Genomic DNA, 19,035 nt, shown 5'->3' with positions numbered 1-19,035 from the left:
GGAGCCATGCGTAGCGTCCGAATCGGAGTGGACACCGGGGGCACGTTCACCGACGTCGTGGCGGTGGACGAGCAGACCGGTGAGATCGTCACCACCAAGACCCCCTCGACGCCCGCGAACCCGGCCGACGGGTTCGTCGCGGGCATCGGGAAGCTGGGCGAGCTCGACGTCGCCTCCATCGTCCACGGCACCACCGTCGCGACGAACCAGCTGCTCGAAGACCGCATCGGCAACCTCGGGTTCATCACCACCGAGGGCTTCGAGTTCATCCTGGAGATCGCCAGGCAGAGTGTGCCGGACGGCTACGGCAACTCCTACTTCTGGGTGAAACCGCCGCGGATCGTCCCCGTGCACCTCGTCAGGACGGTCGGCGGCCGGCTCGACCACCTCGGCAACGAGGTGCGGCCGTTCTCCGAGGAGCAGGCCGTCGAGGCGGCGCGCTGGTTCAGGTCGAAGGGCATCACCGCGGTCGGCGTGTGCTTCCTGCACTCCTACGCCAACCCCGAGCACGAGCGCCGCATGCGCGAGATCCTCTGGCGCGAGCACCCGGAGGCGGTGATCTCGCTCTCCAGCGACGTGCTGCGCGAGTACCGCGAGTACGAGCGCTCGATCACCACCCTGGTGGACGCCGCGGTCAAGCCCGCCATGCGCGGCTACATCGCCGGCCTGTCCAACCGGCTCGGCATGCCGTTCTCGGTGATGAAGTCCAACGGCGGCGTGTTGTCGGCGCGCGAGGTCGTCAACCAGCCGATCACCACCGTGCTGTCGGGCCCGGCGGCGGGCGCGCTCGGCGCGGCGCTCATCGCCTCCACCGCGGGGCACCCGTCCGTGATCACCCTCGACGGCGGCGGCACCTCGACCGACGTGGCCGTGGTGATCGACGGCGAGCCGTCCCTGACCACCGAGGGCACGGTCGGCCGGTACCCGTGCAAGATCCCGATGATCGACATCGTCACGGTCGGCGCGGGCGGCGGCTCGGTGGCCTGGATCTCGCCCGAGGGCACGCTGAAGGTCGGCCCCCGCTCCGCCGGCGCCGATCCGGGGCCCCTGTGCTACGGCAGGGGCGGCTCGGAGGTCACGGTCACCGACGCGCACGTGTTCCTCGGCCGCATCCCGCCCCACCTGCTGGGCGGTGAGATCCCGCTCGACGCCGACGCCGCCCGCCACGGCGTCGAGGCGCTGGCCGACAAGCTCGGGCTCACCCCCGAGCGCACCGCGACCGGCATCCTGGAGATCAGCGCGTTCAACCAGAGCAACGCGATCCGGCAGCTCACCGTCAAGCGCGGCCTCGACGTACGGGACTTCCCGCTGGTGACGTTCGGCGGGTCGGGGCCGCTGCTGGCCTGCCGCCTGATCGACATCCTGGGCCTGCCCGCCGTCGTCGTGCCGCGCGACCCGGGCAACGTCTCGGCGTTCGGCCTGCTCACCGTCGACGTCAAGAACGACTACGTGCGCACGTACGTCACCCGCGACCTCGCGCTGAAGACCGCCGCGCAGATCTTCCAGGAGCTGGAGGGCCAGGCCGCCGAGGCGCTCGACCGCGAGGGCTTCGACGACCCGGTCCACGTCCGCAGCGCCGACCTGCGCTACTACGGGCAGGCGTTCGAGGTGCGCGTCACCGCCCCGGCGGGCCCGCTCGACGACGACTGGAAGCGCACGGTGATCGACGCCTTCCACGACGCCCACGAGAAGCTGTACGGCTACGCCTACCGCGACGACCCCCGCCACGGCGTCGAATGGGTCAACCTGCGCGTCTCGGGCATCGGTCCGATCACCCGTCCGGCGATCCGGCGGCTCGACAAGGCGGGGGAGGGGGCCACGTCGGTCCGTCCTGTGCACTTCGAGGAGACCCGCGACACCCCGATCCACCAGCGGGCCGCCCTCGGGCCGGGCGCCACCGTCCAGGGCCCGGCGGTCATCGAGGAGTACGGGTCGACGATCCCCGTGCATCCGGGCTTCACCGCAAAGGTGGACGAATACGGAAATGTGGAGATCCGACGTGATTGATCCGATCCTGGTGGAGATCGTCGAGGGCACGCTGGCCTCCGTCGAGCGGGAGGTCGAGACGGCCATCGCCCGCACGGCCCGCTCCCCGATGATCCGCGACGCGCACGACTTCCGCGCCGGCATCCACGACGCCCGGCTGCGCAAGCTCACCGGCCGCTCCTACAGCGCGCTCGTCCAGCCGATCGTGCGCGACTTCCCGATCGAGACGATGAAGCCCGGCGACGTCTACTTCCACAACGACGTCTACCTGTCCGAGGGCGGCATCGGCCACCTGCCCGACCTGTGCGTCACCGTGCCGGTCTTCCACGACGGGGGCGTGGTGGCGTTCGTGCAGGCGTTCGGCCACCACGACGACATCGGCGGCGCGGTGCCCGGCTCGATGCCCTCGCACGCCCGCTCGGTGTACGAGGAGGGCCTGATGATCCCGCCGATCAAGCTGTGGGACCAGGGCGTGCCGAACGAGACCGCGCTGCGCATCATGACCCGCAACTCCCGCATGCCCGACTCCCTGGCCGGCGACCTCGACGCCGAGTGCTCGGCCTGCCTCATGGGCGCCCGCCGCCTCGGCGAGCTGTTCGACCGGTACGGCAGGCAGGCCGTCGAGGAGTGCTTCGACGCGATCGTCTCCAAGACCACCGAGACCTTCCGCAGGGAACTGCTCGCCAAGATCCCCGAGGGCACGTACGTCTGGGAGGACTACGCCGAGCACGACGGCGTCGACGAGCCCCGCCTGCACGCCCAGCGCATCACGCTCACCGTCGACCACGCCGCCGACGCGCCGCTCACCATCGACTTCACCGGCACCTCACCCCAGGCCAAGGGCCCGATCAACCACGCGGGCGACTACGCCGACGGCGTCTTCCTGAAGAAGTGGCTCGCGCCGGTGCTGCGCAACCTCGCCGACACGCCCGAGCGCATGGCCGAGCTCGACGTCAACGAGGGCGTCGTGCCGCTGATCAGGATGGTCTTCCCGGAGAAGGGCACGCTGCTCACCCCGGTCTTCCCGGCGCCCACCAACGCCCGCACGTTCGTCATCCTGCGCCTGCTCGGCGTGCTGGCCGGCGTGCTGGCCAAGGCCACCGGCGGACGCATGCCCGCCGACCAGGAGACCATCCGCTACACCGGCGTCTACGGTAGCGACGCGGACGGCACGCCGTACCTGATGCGCGAGGTCCTGGGCGGCGGCTCGGGCGGCCGCTGGTACGCCGACGGCGAGGACACCATCCACATCGTCCCCGACTCGCGCAACATCCCGGTCGAGTTCGCCGAGGCGCGCTGGCCGTTCCGGGTGGAGCGGCTGGGGCTGGCCTGCGACTCGGGCGGCCCCGGCATGTTCCGCGGCGGCCTGGGCTACGACAAGCACATCAGGATGCTCCGGGACGCGTCGTACATGTCGATCGCCGACCGGTCGATCCTGTCGTGCTGGGGCGTCAACGGCGGCCTGGCCGGGCGCCCGTTCCGGGTGGAGATCGCCGGCAAGGAGATGGACGGCCTGGTGGACGACCACCCCGTCCAGGCCGGCGACCTGATCCGCATCCGCACCACGGGCGGCGGCGGCTGGGGCTCCCCCTACGACCGCGACCCGAGGGCGGTGGCGGCCGACGTCCGCGACGGCAAGGTCTCGATCGCCGGCGCCCTGGGCGACTACGGCGTGGTCCTGGACGGCGACCGCATCGACGAACGCGGCACCGCCGAGCTCCGCGCCCGCCTCCGCCCGCCCGCGGACCGTTTCTTCGACCGCGGCCCCGGTTACCCGAGGCTGTCCGGCGGCAGGACGTACGCGGAGGTGGACGAACTGTAGGGAACCGGCAGGGGCTACTCCTTGTCGAAGCTGGCGAAGTAGGTGGCCACCATGTCCTGGTCGCCGTGCCCCTGCGCCTCGGCGCGGCGCAGCCGCTCGCCGGCCGCCGCCACCATGTCCAGCCGCACCCCGGCCGCCCCGCCCGCCTCGGTGATCAGCCGGGTGTCCTTCTCGGCGTTGTGCACGGTGAAGGACGGCTCCAGGTCGCCCTCCAGGATGGCCTTGGACTTGGCCTGGAAGTAGACGTTGTCCAGCGGGCCGCCGCTGATCACCTCGCGCACCAGGCCGGGGTCGAGACCGAGCCCCTTGGCCAGGGCCAGGGCCTCGGCCACGATGCCGGTCATCGAGATGGCGTAGCTGACGGCGGCCATCTTGAGCCTGGTGCCGGCGCCCTCGGCGCCGTCCTCGCCGAGCCACAGGGTGCGCGAGCCGACGGCGTCGAACACCGGGGCGAGCGCCTGCCTGGCCGGCTCGGGGGCGGCCGCCAGGAGGAGCAGCGTGCCCTGTTCGGCCGGCTGCCTGGTGCCCTGGACGGGCGCGTCGGCGAAGGTCAGGCCGTGCTCGGCGGCCAGGGCGGCCAGGCGGTCGACCGCCGCCACGCCGACCGTGCTCATCTGCGCCCACACCTGGCCGGGACGCAGTCCGGGCGCGGCGGCGGTCATCGCGTCGTGCACGGCGTCGCCGTCGCTGAGCATCGTGACGATCACGTCGGCGCCCTCGACCGCCTCGGCGGGGGAGCCGGCGACGACGGCGCCGTCGGCCGCCAGCGGCTCGGCCTTGTCCCGCGTGCGGTTCCACACCCTGACCGGCAGGCCGGCCCTGAGCAGGTTGCGGGCCATGGGCGCGCCCATGAGCCCGGTCCCGAGCAATGCGACTTCAGTCATGAGGATCACCCTACGACGGCCCGCTCCGGCGGCTTCGGCGAGGTGCGGCGTCCGGATGCGAGGATGGCGGGCATGGGACCTTCGCGGATCGTCGCCGTACGCCACGGGGAGAGCCAGGCGAACCTGGCGCACGCGCAGGCCGGCGACCGGCCACTGGTCTACGAGCGGGGCGACCACGAGGTGACGCTGACCGACCTCGGCCTGCTCCAGGCGCGGGCGCTCGGCCGGATGCTGGCCGCCCTGCCCGCCGGCGAGGCGCCCGAGGAGGTGTGGTGCTCCCCCTACCTGCGGGCCCTCGACACCTGGAGGACCGCGCACGAGACCTGGGGCGCCGGCGCGCTGCCGGTGACCGTGGACGAGCGGCTCAGAGACCAGGAGTCGGGCGAGTTCGCCCGGTTCAACCTGGCCGCCATCGGCGAGCGGTTCCCCGGCGAGGTGCGGCGGATGCGCGCCGAGGGCCCTTACGCCTACCGCCCGCCCGGCGGCGAGTCGCTGGCCGACGTGGTGGTCCGGCTGAAGGACTTCCTGCACGGGCTGCGCGCGGCGGCGGACGGGCGGCGGGTGCTGATCGTCGCCCACGACTCGGTGGTGCTGGGCCTGCGGCACGTCATGGCCGGGCGGGACGACGCCGACCTGGCCGACGTCCTGCGGTTCGCGCCGGTGCTCAACGCGTCGGTGTCGGTCTGGCGGGCCGCGGGCGCGGGGTTCGAGGTGGTGGCGTTCAACGACGTCACCCACCTAGATCCCGCTTGAGCCGCAGCAGCCGCGCCCGCCGCGCGTGGGCCTGCCCGGTCAGCACGGCGCTCACCGCCACGAACGCGAGCCCGAGCGCCAGCGCGCCGGCGGCCACGGCGGCGACGAGCGCGGTGGTGAGCAGGGCGGCCGCCAGGGCGATCCAGCCGGCGATCACCCGGTCGCGGGCGAACAGCGGCGTCCTGCGCGTGCTCAGCCAGCCGCCGTAGCAGGCCCAGGCCAGGCAGAACACGGCGAGAGCGGCGAAGGCCAGGTGGGTGCGGCCGGGCAGCGGGCCGGGCTCGGTCCACCACAGGGCGCAGACGAAGACCGTCCCGGCGGCCCCGGCGAGCAGGGCGGTCAGCGCGCGCACGCGCCGCCACGGCGACAGCGACGGTTCGAGGCGCTCGATGATCTCGTCGGCGGTCAGGCGCGGCTCATCGGTCATGGTCGATCTCCTTCAGGTGGTCGCGCAGGAGGCGGCGGGCGCGGCTGAGCCTGGACTTGACGGTTCCGGCGGGGATGCCGCAGATCTGGGCGCACACCTCGACCGGCAGGTCCTCCAGGTAGTGCAGGACGAGGATCTCCCGCTCGGCAGGGGGCAGGGCGGACAGGGCGGCGAGCAGGCCGGCGCGGTCGACGACGGCCTCGGCGGGGTCCTCGGTCACCGGTTCCGGCTCGGCCGCGCTCTCCGTCCTCGCGTACTCCTCGCGCAGGCGGTCGGTGACCGCCCGGCGGGCGATGGTGAACAGCCAGGGCGTGAACCGTCCGGGCGCGCGCAGCCGGGGCAGGCCGCGCACGACGGCCGCCCAGATCTCCTGGGCCACGTCGTCGGCCCGCTCGGCGTCCAGCATGCGCCGGACGTAGGTCCAGACCGGGGTGTGCCAGCGGCGTACGAGTTCGGCGATCGCCGCGCGCTCGCCCAGCTGGGCGCGTACGACGAGCAGCTCATCTGTCATGTCGTCCTTCCGTCACCCTGCTCAGTCGGGCGGGAGGGCGACCCGGTTCACGTCTCGACGACGAGATCGGCGCGCTCGCGGGTGCGGTCGGCGGCGAACCAGGCCCGTTCGGCGGCGAACCACTGCCGCCACCGGGGTTCGAGCTCGGGGCCGTCGCGGTCGAGGACGCGCCGCAGCCGCACGGCCTCGGGGGCCTCCACCCAGACGGTGAAGGCCAGCAGGCGGGCGGCCGACCGGCGGGCGGTGCCGACGCCCTCGACGACCAGCACGGGCGCGGCCGGCACGGCGACCTGGTCGGCGTAGCGCTCGCGCACCCAGTCGTAGCGGCGGAAACCGGCCGGGCGGCCGTGCCGCAGCGGTTGCAGGACCTGCTCGTCCAGCAGGCGGAACCAGGAGCCGGGGCCGTCGTCCCAGTGGACGGGGAAGTCGTCGCTGTGGATCACCTGGCAGCCGAGCGCCGCGCCGAGCCGGCCGGCGAAGGTGGTCTTGCCCGAGCCGGCCGGGCCGTCGACGGCGACCAGGCGCACGGGCCCGCAGGAAGGCGGCAGGGCCTGGATGCGGCGGGCCAGGGAATTCACCGGACCAGGGTAGGCGATGGTGGACGGCCGCCTGAGAGAATATTCTTCCGGCCCAACGCAAGCTGGAGGTTGACCTTGCTCGGACCCCTCGGCGACGTCGTCGTGCTCGATCTGTCCAGGGCCCTGGCGGGGCCGCACGCCGCGCAGATGCTCGGCGACCTGGGCGCCCGGGTGATCAAGGTGGAGCATCCGGACGGAGGTGACGACTCGCGCGGATGGGGGCCGCCCTTCGTCGGGCCCGACCACGACATCTCGACCTACTTCCTGGCGGCCAACCGCAACAAGCAGTCCATCGCGGTCGACCTCAAGTCCGCCGAGGGCAGGCAGCTCGTCGAGCGGCTCGTCCGGCAGAGCGACGTGCTGATCGAGAACTTCCGCACCGGCGTGCTCGACCGGCTCGGCTTCCCCGTCGAGCGCCTGCACGAGCTCAACCCGCGCCTGGTCGTCCTGTCGATCACCGGGTTCGGCCACGACGGGCCCGAGGGCGGCCGGCCGGGCTACGACGTGATCGCCCAGGGCGAGGCGGGGCTGATGTCGCTGACCGGGCCCTCGCGCGAGGAGCCGTACCGGGTGGGCGCCTCGATCGCCGACCTGCTGGCCGGCATCCACGGCGCGTACGGCGTGGCGGCGGCCCTGTACGAGCGCGAGCGCACCGGCCGGGGCCGGGTGGTGCGCACGTCCCTGCTGGCCGCGGTCACCGGCGTCCACTCCTACCACGGCACGGCCTGGACGGTCGGCGGCCAGGTCCCCGGCGCCAACGGCAACCACCACGCCTCCATCGCCCCCTACGGCGCCTTCCGCTGCGCCGACGGCATGCTGCAGATCGCCGTGGCGAACGACGGCCAGTGGAAGAAGGTCGCCAAGCTACTCGACATCGACCCTGATGTGGCGAAATATGCGACCAACAGGCAGAGATTCGCACACCGGGACGAGCTGATCGCCGACATGGAGAAGGCCCTGGCCGACCACGACCGCGCCCACTGGCTGGCCAGGCTGGGCGAGGCCGGCGTGCCCGTGGGCGCGATCAGGTCGATCGACGAGGTCTACGCCTGGGAGCAGACCCGCAGCCAGGGGCTCCTGGTCGAGGTGGACCACCCCGTGCTGGGCCCGATCGAGCTTCCCGGGCCGCCGCTGCGCTTCGACGGCCTGCCCCCGGCCGAGCACACCGCGCCCCCCGCACTCGGCCAGGACGGCGAGGCCGTGCTCGCCTGGCTCGAAGAGCGGGAGGGATGATCGGCAATTCCCGGCTCCGGCATGTACCCTCGTGCGTCACCATGGCATCATCGGTTGATCGTTAGGAGCGATAGTGAGCCGTCCGGACGCGCGCACACTGATCGAAGCGGTCCTCGACAGGGGGTCGTGGAAGTCGTGGGACGCGCCGCCCGCCGATCCGGCGGAGCCCGGCTCCTCCTATGCCGAGGAGCTGGCCGCGGCCCGCGTGAAGTCCGGCTACGACGAGTCGGTGATCACCGGCGAGGGGCTGCTCGACGGCCGCAGGGTCGCCGTCGTGGTCTGCGAGTTCTCCTTCATGGCGGGGTCGGTCGGGGTCGCCGCGGCCACCCGCATCGCGGCCGCCGTCGAGCGCGCCACGCGTGAGCGGCTGCCGCTGCTGGCCGCCCCGGCGTCGGGCGGCACCCGGATGCAGGAGGGCGCGCTGGCGTTCGTCCAGATGGTCCGGATCACCGTCGCGGTGCAGGAGCACCGCGCGGCCGGGCTGCCGTACGTCGTCTACCTGCGGCACCCGACGACGGGCGGCGTGCTGGCCTCCTGGGGCTCGCTCGGGCACGTCACGGCGGCCGAGCCGGGGGCGCTGATCGGGTTCCTCGGGCCGCGGGTGTTCGAGGCGCTGCACGGTTACCCCTTTCCCGAGGGCGTCCAGGTGGCCGAGAACTTCTACGAGCACGGCCTGGTCGACGCCGTCGTATCGGCCGACGACGCCCGCAGGGTCGCGATCAGGGCCCTTTCCGTGTTGTGCGCCGCGCGTACCGGCGTCGAGGCGGGCGAGCCGCCCGAGGAGGACCTGCGGCCGGTGGAGGCGTGGGAGGCGATCACCCGCTCGCGCCGCGACGACCGTCCGGGCGTGCGCACGCTGCTCAAGCTGGCCGCCACCGACGTGACGCCGCTCAGCGGCAGCGGCGCCGGCGAGAACGAGCCGGGGCTCGTGCTGGCGCTGGCCAGGTTCGGGTCGGCGCCCGCCGTGGTGCTCGGCCAGGACCGGCGAAGACAGCGCCGGCGCTCGCCGCTCGGCCCGGCCGGGCTCAGGGTGGCCAGGCGCGGCATGCGCCTGGCGGCCGAGCTGGGGCTGCCGCTGGTCACCGTGGTCGACACCGCGGGGGCCGACCTGTCGAAGTCGGCCGAGGAGGGCGGGCTGGCCGCCGAGATCGCCCGCTGCCTGGCCGAGCTCGTCACCCTCGACGCGCCGACCGTGTGCCTGCTGCTCGGCGAGGGCGCGGGCGGAGCGGCGCTGGCGCTGCTGCCGGCCGACCGGGTGTTGTGCGCGCAGCACGCCTGGTTGTCGCCGCTGCCGCCGGAGGGCGCCTCGGCCATCCTCTACCGGTCGGTCGACTTCGCCCCCGAGATCGCCCAGGCCCAGCACATCCGGGCCACCGACCTGCGGCGCGACGGCATCGTCGACCGGGTGATCCCCGAGCTGCCCGACGCCGCCTACGAGCCCAGGCAGTTCTGTGAGCGCGTGGGGCGGGCGCTGGAGCACGAGATCGCCAAGCTGCTGGCGGTGCCCCCGGCCGACCGCCTGGCGGCCCGCCTGGCCCGCTACCGCGCCCTGGGCTGACCTCCTACGGCACGGGGATGCGTTCGACGCGGATGGAGAAGACCTCCTCGCGCGGCACGACCACCTCGTACGCGCCGTGGTCGACCATCCAGTAGCCGAGCGCCTCGGCCTTCATGCCGCTGTGGCCGGTGTAGGCGATGTGCAGGCCGTCGTCGTCCTCGTCGAGGACGATGCACGGCTCGCCGCCGAAGGCGCCGACGGTGCGGACGAGCACCAGCCACTCCAGCCGCGACCTGGCCACCACCCGCCGCCAGTAGCCCGAGGCGGGCTCGAAGCCGTCGAGCTCCACCTCGCTGAACAGCACCACCTGGTCGTTGTCGGGGCCGAGGGCGGCCGGCAGCGTGCGCTCGCCGAAGCGGGCCACGAAGCCGGAGGCGACCGGCGTGATCTGCTCGCTCATGCGGCGGGCCGCCAGGTCAGGCCGTCGTAGCCGGCGAAGGGCCGCTCGCCCTCGCCGGTGACGTGGACGATCTCCGCCCCCGCCGGGATCGGCATCGGGACGGTGTGGAACTGCGGCACCACGTGGTCGGGCGAGGTGGTGAACCCGTTGCCGGCGAACGGCGGCACGTCGCTCCAGTCGCCGCCCATGTGCGGGCCGTAGGGCACCGCGTAGGTGTCGACGTCGCGGGCGTGCCAGCGCATCAGGTACAGCTCGGGCACCTCGGGGAACAGCTCCGAGCCGTCGAAGGACAGGTCGAGGCCGTAGTAGAGGGCCGCCGGCGTGGTCAGCCTGACGCAGTCCTGGACCCGGTAGACGTAGCCGGAGATCACGGTGCGCTTGCCCGACAGGTACGGCACGAGCAGACGCGGCGGCACGACCTTCTGCATCTGCGTTCCGCTCATGGCTCTACTTTACGGTCGGTTGACCCTTGAGCACCCGGTGATCCAGGCACGGGAGCATGGCCCTGGCGGTGGCCGTCCATTCGGTGTCCAGGCGGACGAGCTGGACCCCTGGACCGGTGCCGAGGTCGGCCCGGACCACTCCGAGCGGGTCGACCAGCATGCTGCGGCCCACGCCGAACCCGTCCTTCGACTCCTCCGGGTTGGGCGCCTGGCCGACGGCGGCCGTCCACATCGTGTTCTCCAGGGCCCGTGCGCGGACCAGCGTGACCCAATGGTCCTCCTTCAGCGGGCCCGACCCCCAGGCGGCGATCACCGCGAACAGGTCGGCGCCCTTGTCGACCAGCGCCCTGGTCAGCTCGGGGAAGCGGATGTCGTAGCAGGTGACCAGCCCGACGCGCAGCCCGGCCAGCTCGACCACGGCCGGCTCGGCGCCCGGCGCCACCAGGTCGGACTCCTTGGAGCCGAAGGAGTCGAACAGGTGGATCTTCCGGTAGGCGGCCTTGATGTCGCCGTCGGGGCCGATCGCCACGGCCGTGTTGTGCACCTTGGCGCCGGCCGGGCCCTCGCCCGGCTCGAACACGCCGGCGATCACCGCCAGGCCGTGGGTGCGGGCCGCCTCCGCCAGCCCCGACACGAACGGCCCGTCGAGCGGCTCGGCCAGCTCGGTGACGCGCCTGCCGTAACGGGTGAGGGTGGCCTCGGGGAAGATCGCCAGGTCGGCCCCCTCGGCGCGGGCGAGCGCCTCCCTGGCCCTCTTGAGGTTGGTGGCCGGGTCAGGAGAGACCGGAATCTGGCAGAGGGCGATTGTGGTCACGGCCCGACTCTAACCGGTTGGGCACCAGTCGAAACCAGGTCAGGCACCGCCAGATCCACTCAAGTGGGCCGTACCGAAATCTGGTGAGCCACCAGCCGCTGAACAACGTCTGCGCCACCACGGTGGTCAGCGCCACCGCGAGCACCGGCCAGCGGGTGGCGCCGGTCTTCAGCGGGACCGTGCACAGCGCGATCACCGCCGTGCCGGTGACGTAGTTCGTCAGCGCCATCCGGCCCAGCGGCTCCAGCAGGGCCGACGACCACGGCCGCAGCGCCAGCAGCAGCCCGCCGGCGTACGCCGCCGCCCCCGCCAGCGCGGCCACGCTGTAGACGGTCCAGTCGCCCGCCCCCGGCACGTCCGCGACGCCCGCCCAGGTGACCGTCAGCACCAGGGAGGTCAGCGCCGCGGCGGCGAACACGGGGGCCAGCAGGCTCCGCGGCGGGCGCAGCCGCATCAGCCCCATGCCGACCAGGAACAGCCCGGGGATGAGCGACGGGCCCGCGCCGTGCCAGGTGGCCCAGACGGTCGCCACGACGCCGAGCGCCAGCACCGGCAGGCCGCCCGGCAGGAACGAGGCCGGCAGCAGCACCGCCAGGCCGTAGAGGGCGTAGTCGGTCAGCACCTCGCCCTCGTAGAAGGTGTGCTGGAGCAGGCCGAAGCAGGCCAGCCAGGCCAGCCGGCGGGCCAGCGCCCAGCGGCTGCCCGAACGGTCGAGGAACAGCACGAAGCTGATGCCGAACAGCAGCGAGAAGATCGGGTAGAAGCGGCTCTGGAACAGGGCCTCGATCGTGCGGTCGATGCCGGTGTAGGGCTCGTGGCTGGCGTGCTGCCAGGTGTTGACCAGCATGATGCCGCCCACCGCGAAGCCGCGGAGGGCGTCCAGCTCGCGGATGCGCGTCACAGGAACCAGGTGAACCACCATACGAGGAATCCGGCGCCGGCGACCGCCGCCACGATGTGCGGCCACCGCCGTGCGTGGAACAGGGCCGCGACGCTCAGCACGGCCGAGGCCACCGCGATCCACGTGTACGGGCCGCCGACCGAGGCGGGGACGCCGACGGCCAGGGCCGTCTCGTTCCTGCTCGCCATACCGTAGACGGCCTGGCCGGTCAGCCCGGCGAACGCCACGCCGGCCAGCCCCGCGAAGGCGGTCACCGACCGGCCGCGCAGCGCGCCGGCGCCGAGCTGGACGAGCGAGACGAGCGCGAACAGCGCGAAGGGCACGGCCAGCCAGGGCGCCTGCGAGATCCGGTACGGCGCGCCGGTGACGTGCGTGTCGGCGAGCCGGAGCGTCGGCGGCCGGCCCGGGTCGGGCTCGCACGGCTTCGGCGGCACGCCGCCCGGAGCCTCGACGAACTCGGCGATGTGCTTCCTGGCGCACGCGCTGGTGAGGAAGACGGCGTGGCTGCCGGGGAACGTCTCGAACCGGGCGCCGGGGATGGCCCTGGCAGCGGGCCCGGCCGTCCTCGCGGGGGTGGTGGGGTCGTGATCGCCGCCGACGACGTAGACGGGGGCCTTGGGGACGGCGTTCACGGGGGCGGACTTGGGAAGTTGCCACGCATCACACACCGCTTTGTCCGCGTTTACCGTGAAAAGTCGGGATTTGGTGGTGAAGGTGTTGAACGGCACCTCGTCCTGGCACTGCACCGCGTGGTACAGCCCGAACTCGTGCGACACCAGCCCCTCGCCCACCGCGTCGGCCAGCGGCCGCAGCAGCTCCTCGTGCCCCTCGGCCAGCCCGCCGACCAGCGCGGGCGCCACGGCCGACACGTCGGCCTCGTGCAGCGCCTCGGCCAGGACGGTGGCCACGTCGTCGCCGGACATCGTCGCCGTGAACGGCCGGCCGAGCAGCGGATCGGTGGTCGGCACCCGGGCGGGGGAGCGGTTGAGCCCGGCCACCACCCGGTCGAAGGCGTCGCCCACGCCGAGCGCGGCCACGGTGTCGCGCAGGTTGCGGTCGGCGTCGTCGTACCAGGCCACGGACTCGGGCAGGAAGGAGTCCAGCACGACCGAGCGCACGCCCTGCGGGTCGGCCGCGGCGACGTCGGTCATGACGCGGGTGGAGTAGCTGACGCCGAACAGGTTCCAGGAGGGGTGACCGAGCGCCTGGCGCAGGGCGACCACGTCGGCAGCGATCTCCTTGGTGTGGTAGCCGCGCAGGTCGACGCCCTGCTCCTGGAGGCGGGCGCGGCAGCGCCGGGCCGCCGCGCCCACGTCGGCGGGCGGCCTGCGCAGCCGTCCGAGCAGCGCCTCGGCCGTCTCGGGGCAGCCCAGCACCGGGCGGGAGTACTTGCCGCCGCGCTGCTCGATCGTCACCACGTCCCGGTCGGGGAACATCTGGCTGAGGAACCCGGTGAGCTGCAGCGACGACGACGCCGGCCCGCCGCCCATGTAGACGATCGGATCGGGTTTGCGGCCGGGGGCCGTCGAGGTGTGCACGGCGTACCCGACCTTGATGGTCCGGCCCGGCGTGTCGCGGCGCTCGGGGACCAGCAGGAATCCGCAGACGGTGCGCTCCGGCACGACGACCGGGCAGGGCGCGGCCTCCACGGGAGGAGGCGGGTCAGGCGTGACGAGGGGAACGCTCAGGACGAGGGCTAGCACGACCCGGATGATCACGAGACGAGACTAATAGTGTGGGGGCGTGACCGAACCACTTGTTTCCAGGATGCGCGCCTTCGGCACGACGATTTTCGCCGAGATGAGCGCGCTCGCCGTGCAGACCGGGTCCATCAACCTCGGACAGGGCTTCCCTGACACCGACGGCCCGGCCGCCATGCTCGACCGCGCCGTGCAGGCGATCACCTCGGGCGCCAACCAGTACCCGCCGGGGCCCGGGGTGCTGGAGCTCCGGCAGGCGGTCTCGGAGCACCGGATGGCCCACTACCGGCTCGACTACGACCCGGCGGGCGAGGTGCTGGTCACCGTGGGCGCCACCGAGGCCATCGCGGCGAGCGTGCTGGCGCTGTGCGAGCCGGGCGACGAGGTGATCGCGTTCGAGCCGTACTACGACTCCTACGCGGCCTCGATCGCGCTGGCCCAGGCCAGGCTCGCGGCGGTGACGCTGCGTCCGGTGGAGGGCCGCTTCACCTTCGACCCCGACGAGCTGCGCGCCGCCGTCACGCCGCGTACCCGGGCGATCCTGGTCAACTCACCGCACAACCCGACGGGGACCGTGTTCGCCAGGGACGAGCTGACGGTCATCGCCGAGCTGTGCCAGGAGCATGGCCTGATCGCGATCACCGACGAGGTCTACGAGCACCTCACCTTCGACGGCGTCGAGCACGTCCCGCTGGCCACGCTGCCCGGCATGCGCGAGCGCACGGTCATGATCTCCTCGGCGGGCAAGACGTTCTCGGTCACGGGCTGGAAGACCGGCTGGGTGTGCGCGCCGCCCGAGCTGGTGCGGGCGGTCTCGACGGTCAAGCAGTTCCTCACCTTCACCGCGAGCGCGCCCTGGCAGCTGGCGGTGGCGTACGGGCTGCGCACCGAGCTGGAGTGGGTGGCCGCGCTGCGCGCCGGGCTCCAGGACAAGCGCGACCGGCTGATGGACGGGCTGGCGGCGGCGGGCTTCGAGGTGTTCGGTCCGGCGGGCACGTACTTCGTGCAGACCGACATCCGGCCGCTGGGCTTCACCGACGGCCTGGAGCTCACCCGCCGCCTGCCCGAGTTGGCCGGGGTGGTGGCCATCCCCACGCAGGTCTTCTACGAGCACCCCGAACGCGGCCGGCACTTCGTCCGCTTCGCGTTCTGCAAGAAGGACGAGGTCATCGACGAGGCGGTGACCCGGCTCAAGCGCCTGTCGCAGGGGTAGCCCGGCGCAGGCCGTCGAACAGCACGGCCAGGGCCCTGGCCCGCAGGTCGTCGCTCCAGTTGTGGTGCTGCGCCGCCAGGCAGGCGGCGCTGAGCAGGGCGAGCAGCTCCGCCATGCCCACGTCCGCGCGCACCGCCCCGGCCCGCTGCGCCCGTTCCAGCAGCGCGCTGATCGCGCCCCTGATGTCGGGCGCGCCCGCCTTGGCGTCGATGCCCGCGCTGGCCAGGGCGTCCACCAGGATCTTCTTGACCGTCGAGTAGGCCACGATGCGGTCGAAGAACTCGAAGAAGGCCGCTCCGGCGTCGGCGGCGCCGGCCAGCTCTTCGGCCATCTCGGCCAGCCGCTCCTGCCGGTCGGCCACGATCGCCGCGTACAGGGTCTCCTTGGTGGGGAACTGGCGGTAGATCGTCCCCACGCCCACGCCGGCCAGCGCGGCGATCTCGCGCATGGAGGCGTCGAGCCCGTCGCGGGCCAGCACGACCTCGGCCGCCTCCAGCACGCGGGCGCGGTTGCGCCGGGCGTCGGCACGCATGGGCCCTCCTCGCGCGCCTGCCTCGGCACCATGAACTTCGGCACCGAGCACGGCCTGGCCGCGGGCGACGCGGCCGAGGCGGGCCGCGTCGTCGACGCCTACCTCGACGCGGGCGGCAACTTCATCGACACCGCCGACCTCTACCACCGGGGCGAGACCGAGGAGATCGTCGGCCGGGCGCTGCGCGGCAGACGCGAGTGGGTCGTGCTGGCCACCAAGGGCGCCATGCCGGTCGGCCCGGAGGGGCGGGGCCTGTCCAGACGGCACCTCACCCGCGCCCTGGAGGCCAGCCTGCGCCGCCTCGGCACCGACTACATCGACCTCTACCAGTGCCACCAGTGGGACCCGGGCACGCCGATCGAGGAGACGATGGCCACCCTCGACGGCTTCGTCCGTTCGGGCAAGGTGCGCTACCTCGGCTGCTCCAACTTCACCGCCGCCCAGATCGTCGAGGCGCAGTGGGCGGCCCAGCGGGTGGGCGGCACGCCGTTCGTGAGCCTGCAACCCCAGTACTCGCTGCTCCAGCGGGTCGTCGAGGCCGAGATCCTGCCCGCCTGCGCCCGGTTCGGCCTCGGGACGGTGGTGTACGGGGCGCTCGGCGGCGGCGTCCTGACCGGCCGCTACCGGCGCGGCGAGCTCCCCGACCCGGACAGCCGCATGGGCCGCCTGCTCGGCGCAGGGATGCCCGGCGCGGCTCGCTGGGCGCAGTCGTTGCTCAACGACCGCAACCTGGCCGTCGCGGAGGGGCTGGCCGAGGTCGCGGCCGATCTGGGCGCCGACCCGGCCGCGGTCGCGCTGGCGTGGGTCGCGGGGCGTCCCGGCGTCACGTCGGTGCTGCTCGGGCCGCGCTCGGTGCGGCAGCTGCGGGAGAACCTGGCCGCCTTCGACCTCACCCTCCCGCCGGAGGCGGTCACCCGCCTGGACGACCTCTCCGACCCCGCCCACACCCCTGCCGACGCCTCCTTCTTCCACCTCGTCCCCCGCTGACCCCGCTCACGAGATGAGCTTGACCGGGAGGCGGCGTTGGCGGATGGCGGTGCGGACGGCCTTGGCGAGCTGGTCGTACTCGGCCACGCGGGCCGAGGAGGCGCGGTAGGCCAGGCCGATCGTACGGCCGGGGGCGGGGGCGGCGAAGCGGCGCAGCGCCAGGCGTACCCGCTTGCCGGTCTCCACCGGCACGGCCGACTCCGGCAGCAGCGTCACGCCCAGGCCGCCCGCCACGAGCTGCACCAGCGTCGGCAGGCTGGTCGCGTACGTGGTCGCGGTGGCCCGCGCGCCCACCTCGCGGCACACGTCGATGGCCTGTTCGCGCAGGCAGTGGCCCTGGTTGAGGAGGACGATGTCCAGGCCCTTGAGCACGTCGCGGTCGAGCGGCGCGGGGTCGGCGGCCAGGGGGTGGTCGTGGGGGAGGGCCAGCAGGAAGTCCTCGTCGTAGAGCGGCGTCTCCACCAGGCCGCCCACGTCCGTCGGCAGGGCGAGCAGGACCAGGTCGAGCCGGCCTTCGCGGACCTCCTCCAGGATGGTCTCCGTCTTGGCCTCGTGGACGGTCAGCTTGAGCTGCGGGAAGCGCTGGGCGAACATGGGCAGCAGCGCGGGCAGCACGTACGGCGCCACGGTGGGGATCACGCCGAGGTGGGCCGGGCCGCTGAAGGGCTCGCGGTTCTGGGCGGCCTCGCCCATCAGGTCCTCCACGGCGGCCAGCACCCGCCAGGCGTGCTCGGCCACGCGCTCGCCGGCGGAGGTGAGCAGCACCTTCCGGGTGGTCCGCTCGAGCAGCTGTGTGTCCAATATCTCCTCCAATGAGGCGATATTTCCGGACAGGGTAGGTTGGCTCATCTTCAGTGCCGTCGCCGCCTCCCTGAAGTGGAGATGCTCGGCCACGGCCAGGAAAGAACGCAGCTGAGCGAGGGTGGGCATGGGCTCACTGATAGGAATCACCTCTCAGATTGGTCCAACTACTCGATTTCTCGAATCAATATTAGGTGCGGCAACGTAGGTGCCCTGACCCGCACTTCCTCCGAAGGAGTAGGAACTTGCTCACCGTCGGTGACCGCTTCCCCGAGTACGAACTCACGGCCTGTGTCGACCTCGACCCCGACAAGGCGTTCGCTGAGATCAACCACAAGACCTACGAGGGCAAGTGGCGCGTGGTGTTCTTCTGGCCGAAGGACTTCACGTTCGTCTGCCCGACCGAGATCGCCGAGTTCGGCCGTCTCAACGGCGAGTTCGCCGACCGCGACGCCCAGGTGCTCGGCGTGTCGGTCGACTCCGAGTTCGTGCACCACGCCTGGCGCAAGAACCACGAGGACCTGCGCGACCTGCCCTTCCCGATGCTGAGCGACATCAAGCGCGAGCTGTCGCAGGCCTGCGGCGTGCTCGGCCAGGACGGCGTCGCCCAGCGCGCCACGTTCATCGTCGACCAGAACAACGAGATCCAGTTCTCGATGGTGACCGCCGGTTCCGTGGGCCGCAACGTCAAGGAGGTCCTGCGGGTCCTCGACGCCCTGCAGTCCGACGAGCTGTGCCCGTGCAACTGGAACAAGGGCGAGGCCGGCCTCGACGCCCAGAAGCTGCTGGCCCAGTGAGCGTCGACACCCTGAAGTCGCTCCTGCCCGACTACGCCAAGGACACCAGGCTCAACCTGGGCTCGGTCACGACCACCTCGTCGCTGACCGACCAGCAGCTCTGGGGCACCGTCCTGGCGTGCGCCCTGGCCACCAGGTCGGCGCGGGTCATCGCCGAGCTCTCGCAGGACGCCGCCGACCACCTGTCGGCCGAGGCGTTCACCGCCGCCAAGGCGGCCGCGTCGATCATGGCGATGAACAACGTCTACTACCGCGCCACCCACCTGATCGGCGACGAGACGTACGCGACGCTGCCGGCCAGGCTCCGGATGACCGTGATCGGCAACCCGGGCGTGGACAAGACGGACTTCGAACTGTGGTGCCTGGCGGTCTCCGCGATCAACGGCTGCGGCCGCTGCCTGGAGTCGCACGAGCAGGTGCTGCGGGGCGCGGGGATGCCGCGTGAGCAGGTCCAGGAGGCGCTGCGAGTGGCCGCCGTGATCAACGCCACCGCCGCGACCCTGGAGGCCGAGGCCGCGCTCCAGACGGTCTGACCTCCCGCGGAACCGCGAACCACGTAGTCGCGGAACCGCGCAATCGCAGAACCGCGAAGGCGGGCGCCCGTACGGGCGCCCGCCTTCGACGTGCGCGGGCAGACGTGTGCGGCCGATGGCCCCGGCGGCCCCGGAAACCCCAGTGGCCGCGGTGTCTCTGTG

At 72.8% G+C, this 19,035-nt stretch carries 20 protein-coding genes; 9 read left to right on the top strand and 11 right to left on the bottom strand.

Going from position 1 to position 19,035, the window contains the following annotated elements:
* Nucleotides 1–6 precede the first annotated feature (6 nt).
* Nucleotides 7–2,007 (top strand): hydantoinase/oxoprolinase family protein, encoded by a 2,001-nt coding sequence (locus tag AB0J71_RS13080; protein ID WP_352322404.1) that lies wholly within the window; start codon nt 7–9, stop codon nt 2,005–2,007.
* Nucleotides 2,000–3,808, top strand: coding sequence for a hydantoinase B/oxoprolinase family protein (locus AB0J71_RS13075; RefSeq protein WP_352322406.1), 1,809 nt, complete (start codon nt 2,000–2,002; stop codon nt 3,806–3,808). Before AB0J71_RS13080 ends, AB0J71_RS13075 begins: the two co-directional genes overlap by 8 nt.
* A gap of 14 nt (nt 3,809–3,822) precedes the next feature.
* Here the strand turns inward: AB0J71_RS13075 and AB0J71_RS13070 are convergent, their stop codons facing one another.
* Entirely contained in the window at nt 3,823–4,692 is an 870-nt protein-coding gene (locus tag AB0J71_RS13070; protein WP_364414183.1) for an NAD(P)-dependent oxidoreductase, read from the bottom strand.
* A gap of 72 nt (nt 4,693–4,764) precedes the next feature.
* Here AB0J71_RS13070 and AB0J71_RS13065 point away from each other — a divergent pair, with 72 nt between their 5' ends.
* Complete coding sequence (locus tag AB0J71_RS13065) at nt 4,765–5,445, top strand: histidine phosphatase family protein (RefSeq protein ID WP_352322409.1); 681 nt, start codon at nt 4,765–4,767, stop codon at nt 5,443–5,445.
* Here the strand turns inward: AB0J71_RS13065 and AB0J71_RS13060 are convergent.
* From AB0J71_RS13060 to AB0J71_RS13050, 3 genes are read right to left on the bottom strand one after another with little or no spacing between them, the layout of a single operon-like run.
* The gene (locus AB0J71_RS13060) at nt 5,423–5,872 is read right to left on the bottom strand and encodes a hypothetical protein (protein WP_352322411.1); all 450 of its coding nucleotides are present in this window, start codon (nt 5,870–5,872) and stop codon (nt 5,423–5,425) included. The genes AB0J71_RS13065 and AB0J71_RS13060 overlap by 23 nt on opposite strands.
* Nucleotides 5,862–6,383, bottom strand: coding sequence for a sigma-70 family RNA polymerase sigma factor (locus AB0J71_RS13055; protein WP_364414181.1), 522 nt, complete (start codon nt 6,381–6,383; stop codon nt 5,862–5,864). Before AB0J71_RS13055 ends, AB0J71_RS13060 begins: the two co-directional genes overlap by 11 nt.
* 47 nt (nt 6,384–6,430) lie before the next feature.
* Nucleotides 6,431–6,961 (bottom strand): AAA family ATPase, encoded by a 531-nt coding sequence (locus AB0J71_RS13050; protein ID WP_364414179.1) that lies wholly within the window; start codon nt 6,959–6,961, stop codon nt 6,431–6,433.
* Between the two features lie 75 nt (nt 6,962–7,036).
* Between AB0J71_RS13050 and AB0J71_RS13045 the strand changes: the two genes are divergently transcribed.
* Together AB0J71_RS13045 and AB0J71_RS13040 are read left to right on the top strand one after the other, a co-directional pair.
* Nucleotides 7,037–8,194: a CoA transferase gene (locus AB0J71_RS13045; RefSeq protein ID WP_364414177.1), complete on the top strand. Its 1,158-nt coding sequence runs from the start codon at nt 7,037–7,039 to the stop codon at nt 8,192–8,194.
* Nucleotides 8,195–8,267: 73 nt separating this feature from the next.
* On the top strand, nt 8,268–9,752 hold the full coding sequence (locus AB0J71_RS13040) for a carboxyl transferase domain-containing protein (RefSeq protein WP_364414175.1): 1,485 nt from the start codon (nt 8,268–8,270) through the stop codon (nt 9,750–9,752).
* Nucleotides 9,753–9,756: 4 nt separating this feature from the next.
* On the opposite strand, the gene AB0J71_RS13035 is transcribed toward AB0J71_RS13040, so the two are convergent.
* Genes AB0J71_RS13035 through AB0J71_RS13015 form a run of 5 tightly spaced genes read right to left on the bottom strand, consistent with a single transcriptional unit; the run spans nt 9,757 to nt 14,013 of the window.
* Entirely contained in the window at nt 9,757–10,152 is a 396-nt protein-coding gene (locus AB0J71_RS13035) for a hypothetical protein (protein ID WP_352322418.1), read from the bottom strand.
* The gene (locus AB0J71_RS13030) at nt 10,149–10,595 is read right to left on the bottom strand and encodes a hypothetical protein (RefSeq protein ID WP_352322420.1); all 447 of its coding nucleotides are present in this window, start codon (nt 10,593–10,595) and stop codon (nt 10,149–10,151) included. Before AB0J71_RS13030 ends, AB0J71_RS13035 begins: the two co-directional genes overlap by 4 nt.
* A gap of 4 nt (nt 10,596–10,599) precedes the next feature.
* Nucleotides 10,600–11,409 (bottom strand): carbon-nitrogen hydrolase family protein, encoded by an 810-nt coding sequence (locus AB0J71_RS13025; protein ID WP_352322421.1) that lies wholly within the window; start codon nt 11,407–11,409, stop codon nt 10,600–10,602.
* Nucleotides 11,369–12,310, bottom strand: coding sequence for a DUF418 domain-containing protein (locus AB0J71_RS13020; RefSeq protein WP_352322422.1), 942 nt, complete (start codon nt 12,308–12,310; stop codon nt 11,369–11,371). Before AB0J71_RS13020 ends, AB0J71_RS13025 begins: the two co-directional genes overlap by 41 nt.
* Nucleotides 12,307–14,013 (bottom strand): alpha/beta fold hydrolase, encoded by a 1,707-nt coding sequence (locus AB0J71_RS13015; protein WP_364414173.1) that lies wholly within the window; start codon nt 14,011–14,013, stop codon nt 12,307–12,309. Before AB0J71_RS13015 ends, AB0J71_RS13020 begins: the two co-directional genes overlap by 4 nt.
* A gap of 40 nt (nt 14,014–14,053) precedes the next feature.
* Between AB0J71_RS13015 and AB0J71_RS13010 the strand changes: the two genes are divergently transcribed.
* Nucleotides 14,054–15,223 (top strand): pyridoxal phosphate-dependent aminotransferase, encoded by a 1,170-nt coding sequence (locus AB0J71_RS13010; RefSeq protein ID WP_352329922.1) that lies wholly within the window; start codon nt 14,054–14,056, stop codon nt 15,221–15,223.
* Here AB0J71_RS13010 and AB0J71_RS13005 read toward each other — a convergent pair.
* Nucleotides 15,201–15,755 carry a helix-turn-helix domain-containing protein gene (locus tag AB0J71_RS13005; protein ID WP_352329924.1) on the bottom strand — a complete coding sequence of 185 codons (555 nt, stop codon included), beginning with the start codon at nt 15,753–15,755 and terminating at the stop codon, nt 15,201–15,203. The genes AB0J71_RS13010 and AB0J71_RS13005 overlap by 23 nt on opposite strands.
* A 30-nt stretch (nt 15,756–15,785) precedes the next feature.
* Here AB0J71_RS13005 and AB0J71_RS13000 point away from each other — a divergent pair, with 30 nt between their 5' ends.
* The gene (locus tag AB0J71_RS13000; protein ID WP_364414171.1) at nt 15,786–16,742 is read left to right on the top strand and encodes an aldo/keto reductase; all 957 of its coding nucleotides are present in this window, start codon (nt 15,786–15,788) and stop codon (nt 16,740–16,742) included.
* A gap of 6 nt (nt 16,743–16,748) precedes the next feature.
* Here the strand turns inward: AB0J71_RS13000 and AB0J71_RS12995 are convergent, their stop codons facing one another.
* On the bottom strand, nt 16,749–17,672 hold the full coding sequence (locus AB0J71_RS12995) for a LysR substrate-binding domain-containing protein (RefSeq protein WP_352329927.1): 924 nt from the start codon (nt 17,670–17,672) through the stop codon (nt 16,749–16,751).
* A gap of 116 nt (nt 17,673–17,788) precedes the next feature.
* Between AB0J71_RS12995 and AB0J71_RS12990 the strand changes: the two genes are divergently transcribed.
* Together AB0J71_RS12990 and AB0J71_RS12985 are read left to right on the top strand one after the other, a co-directional pair.
* Nucleotides 17,789–18,340 (top strand): peroxiredoxin, encoded by a 552-nt coding sequence (locus tag AB0J71_RS12990; RefSeq protein WP_352329929.1) that lies wholly within the window; start codon nt 17,789–17,791, stop codon nt 18,338–18,340.
* Nucleotides 18,337–18,873 carry a carboxymuconolactone decarboxylase family protein gene (locus tag AB0J71_RS12985; RefSeq protein WP_352329931.1) on the top strand — a complete coding sequence of 179 codons (537 nt, stop codon included), beginning with the start codon at nt 18,337–18,339 and terminating at the stop codon, nt 18,871–18,873. The genes AB0J71_RS12990 and AB0J71_RS12985 overlap by 4 nt, the downstream gene beginning before the upstream one ends.
* Nucleotides 18,874–19,035 lie beyond the last annotated feature (162 nt).

Source organism: Nonomuraea sp. NPDC049637 (assembly GCF_040675235.1).
Classification (GTDB): Bacteria; Actinomycetota; Actinomycetes; order Streptosporangiales; family Streptosporangiaceae; genus Nonomuraea.
This window is presented reverse-complemented; position numbering and strand designations above follow the sequence as displayed.

Excerpts from the sequence above, each read along its gene's own strand:
- AB0J71_RS13080 (WP_352322404.1), top strand. The coding sequence starts at position 7 with ATGCGTAGCGTCCGAATCGGAGTGGACACCGGGGGCACGTTCACCGAC.
- AB0J71_RS13070 (WP_364414183.1), bottom strand. The coding sequence starts at position 4,692 with ATGACTGAAGTCGCATTGCTCGGGACCGGGCTCATGGGCGCGCCCATG.
- AB0J71_RS13065 (WP_352322409.1), top strand. The coding sequence starts at position 4,765 with ATGGGACCTTCGCGGATCGTCGCCGTACGCCACGGGGAGAGCCAGGCG.
- AB0J71_RS13060 (WP_352322411.1), bottom strand. The coding sequence starts at position 5,872 with ATGACCGATGAGCCGCGCCTGACCGCCGACGAGATCATCGAGCGCCTC.
- AB0J71_RS13055 (WP_364414181.1), bottom strand. The coding sequence starts at position 6,383 with ATGACAGATGAGCTGCTCGTCGTACGCGCCCAGCTGGGCGAGCGCGCG.
- AB0J71_RS13035 (WP_352322418.1), bottom strand. The coding sequence starts at position 10,152 with ATGAGCGAGCAGATCACGCCGGTCGCCTCCGGCTTCGTGGCCCGCTTC.
- AB0J71_RS13030 (WP_352322420.1), bottom strand. The coding sequence starts at position 10,595 with ATGAGCGGAACGCAGATGCAGAAGGTCGTGCCGCCGCGTCTGCTCGTG.
- AB0J71_RS13005 (WP_352329924.1), bottom strand. The coding sequence starts at position 15,755 with ATGCGTGCCGACGCCCGGCGCAACCGCGCCCGCGTGCTGGAGGCGGCC.
- AB0J71_RS13000 (WP_364414171.1), top strand. The coding sequence starts at position 15,786 with ATGAACTTCGGCACCGAGCACGGCCTGGCCGCGGGCGACGCGGCCGAG.
- AB0J71_RS12995 (WP_352329927.1), bottom strand. The coding sequence starts at position 17,672 with ATGCCCACCCTCGCTCAGCTGCGTTCTTTCCTGGCCGTGGCCGAGCAT.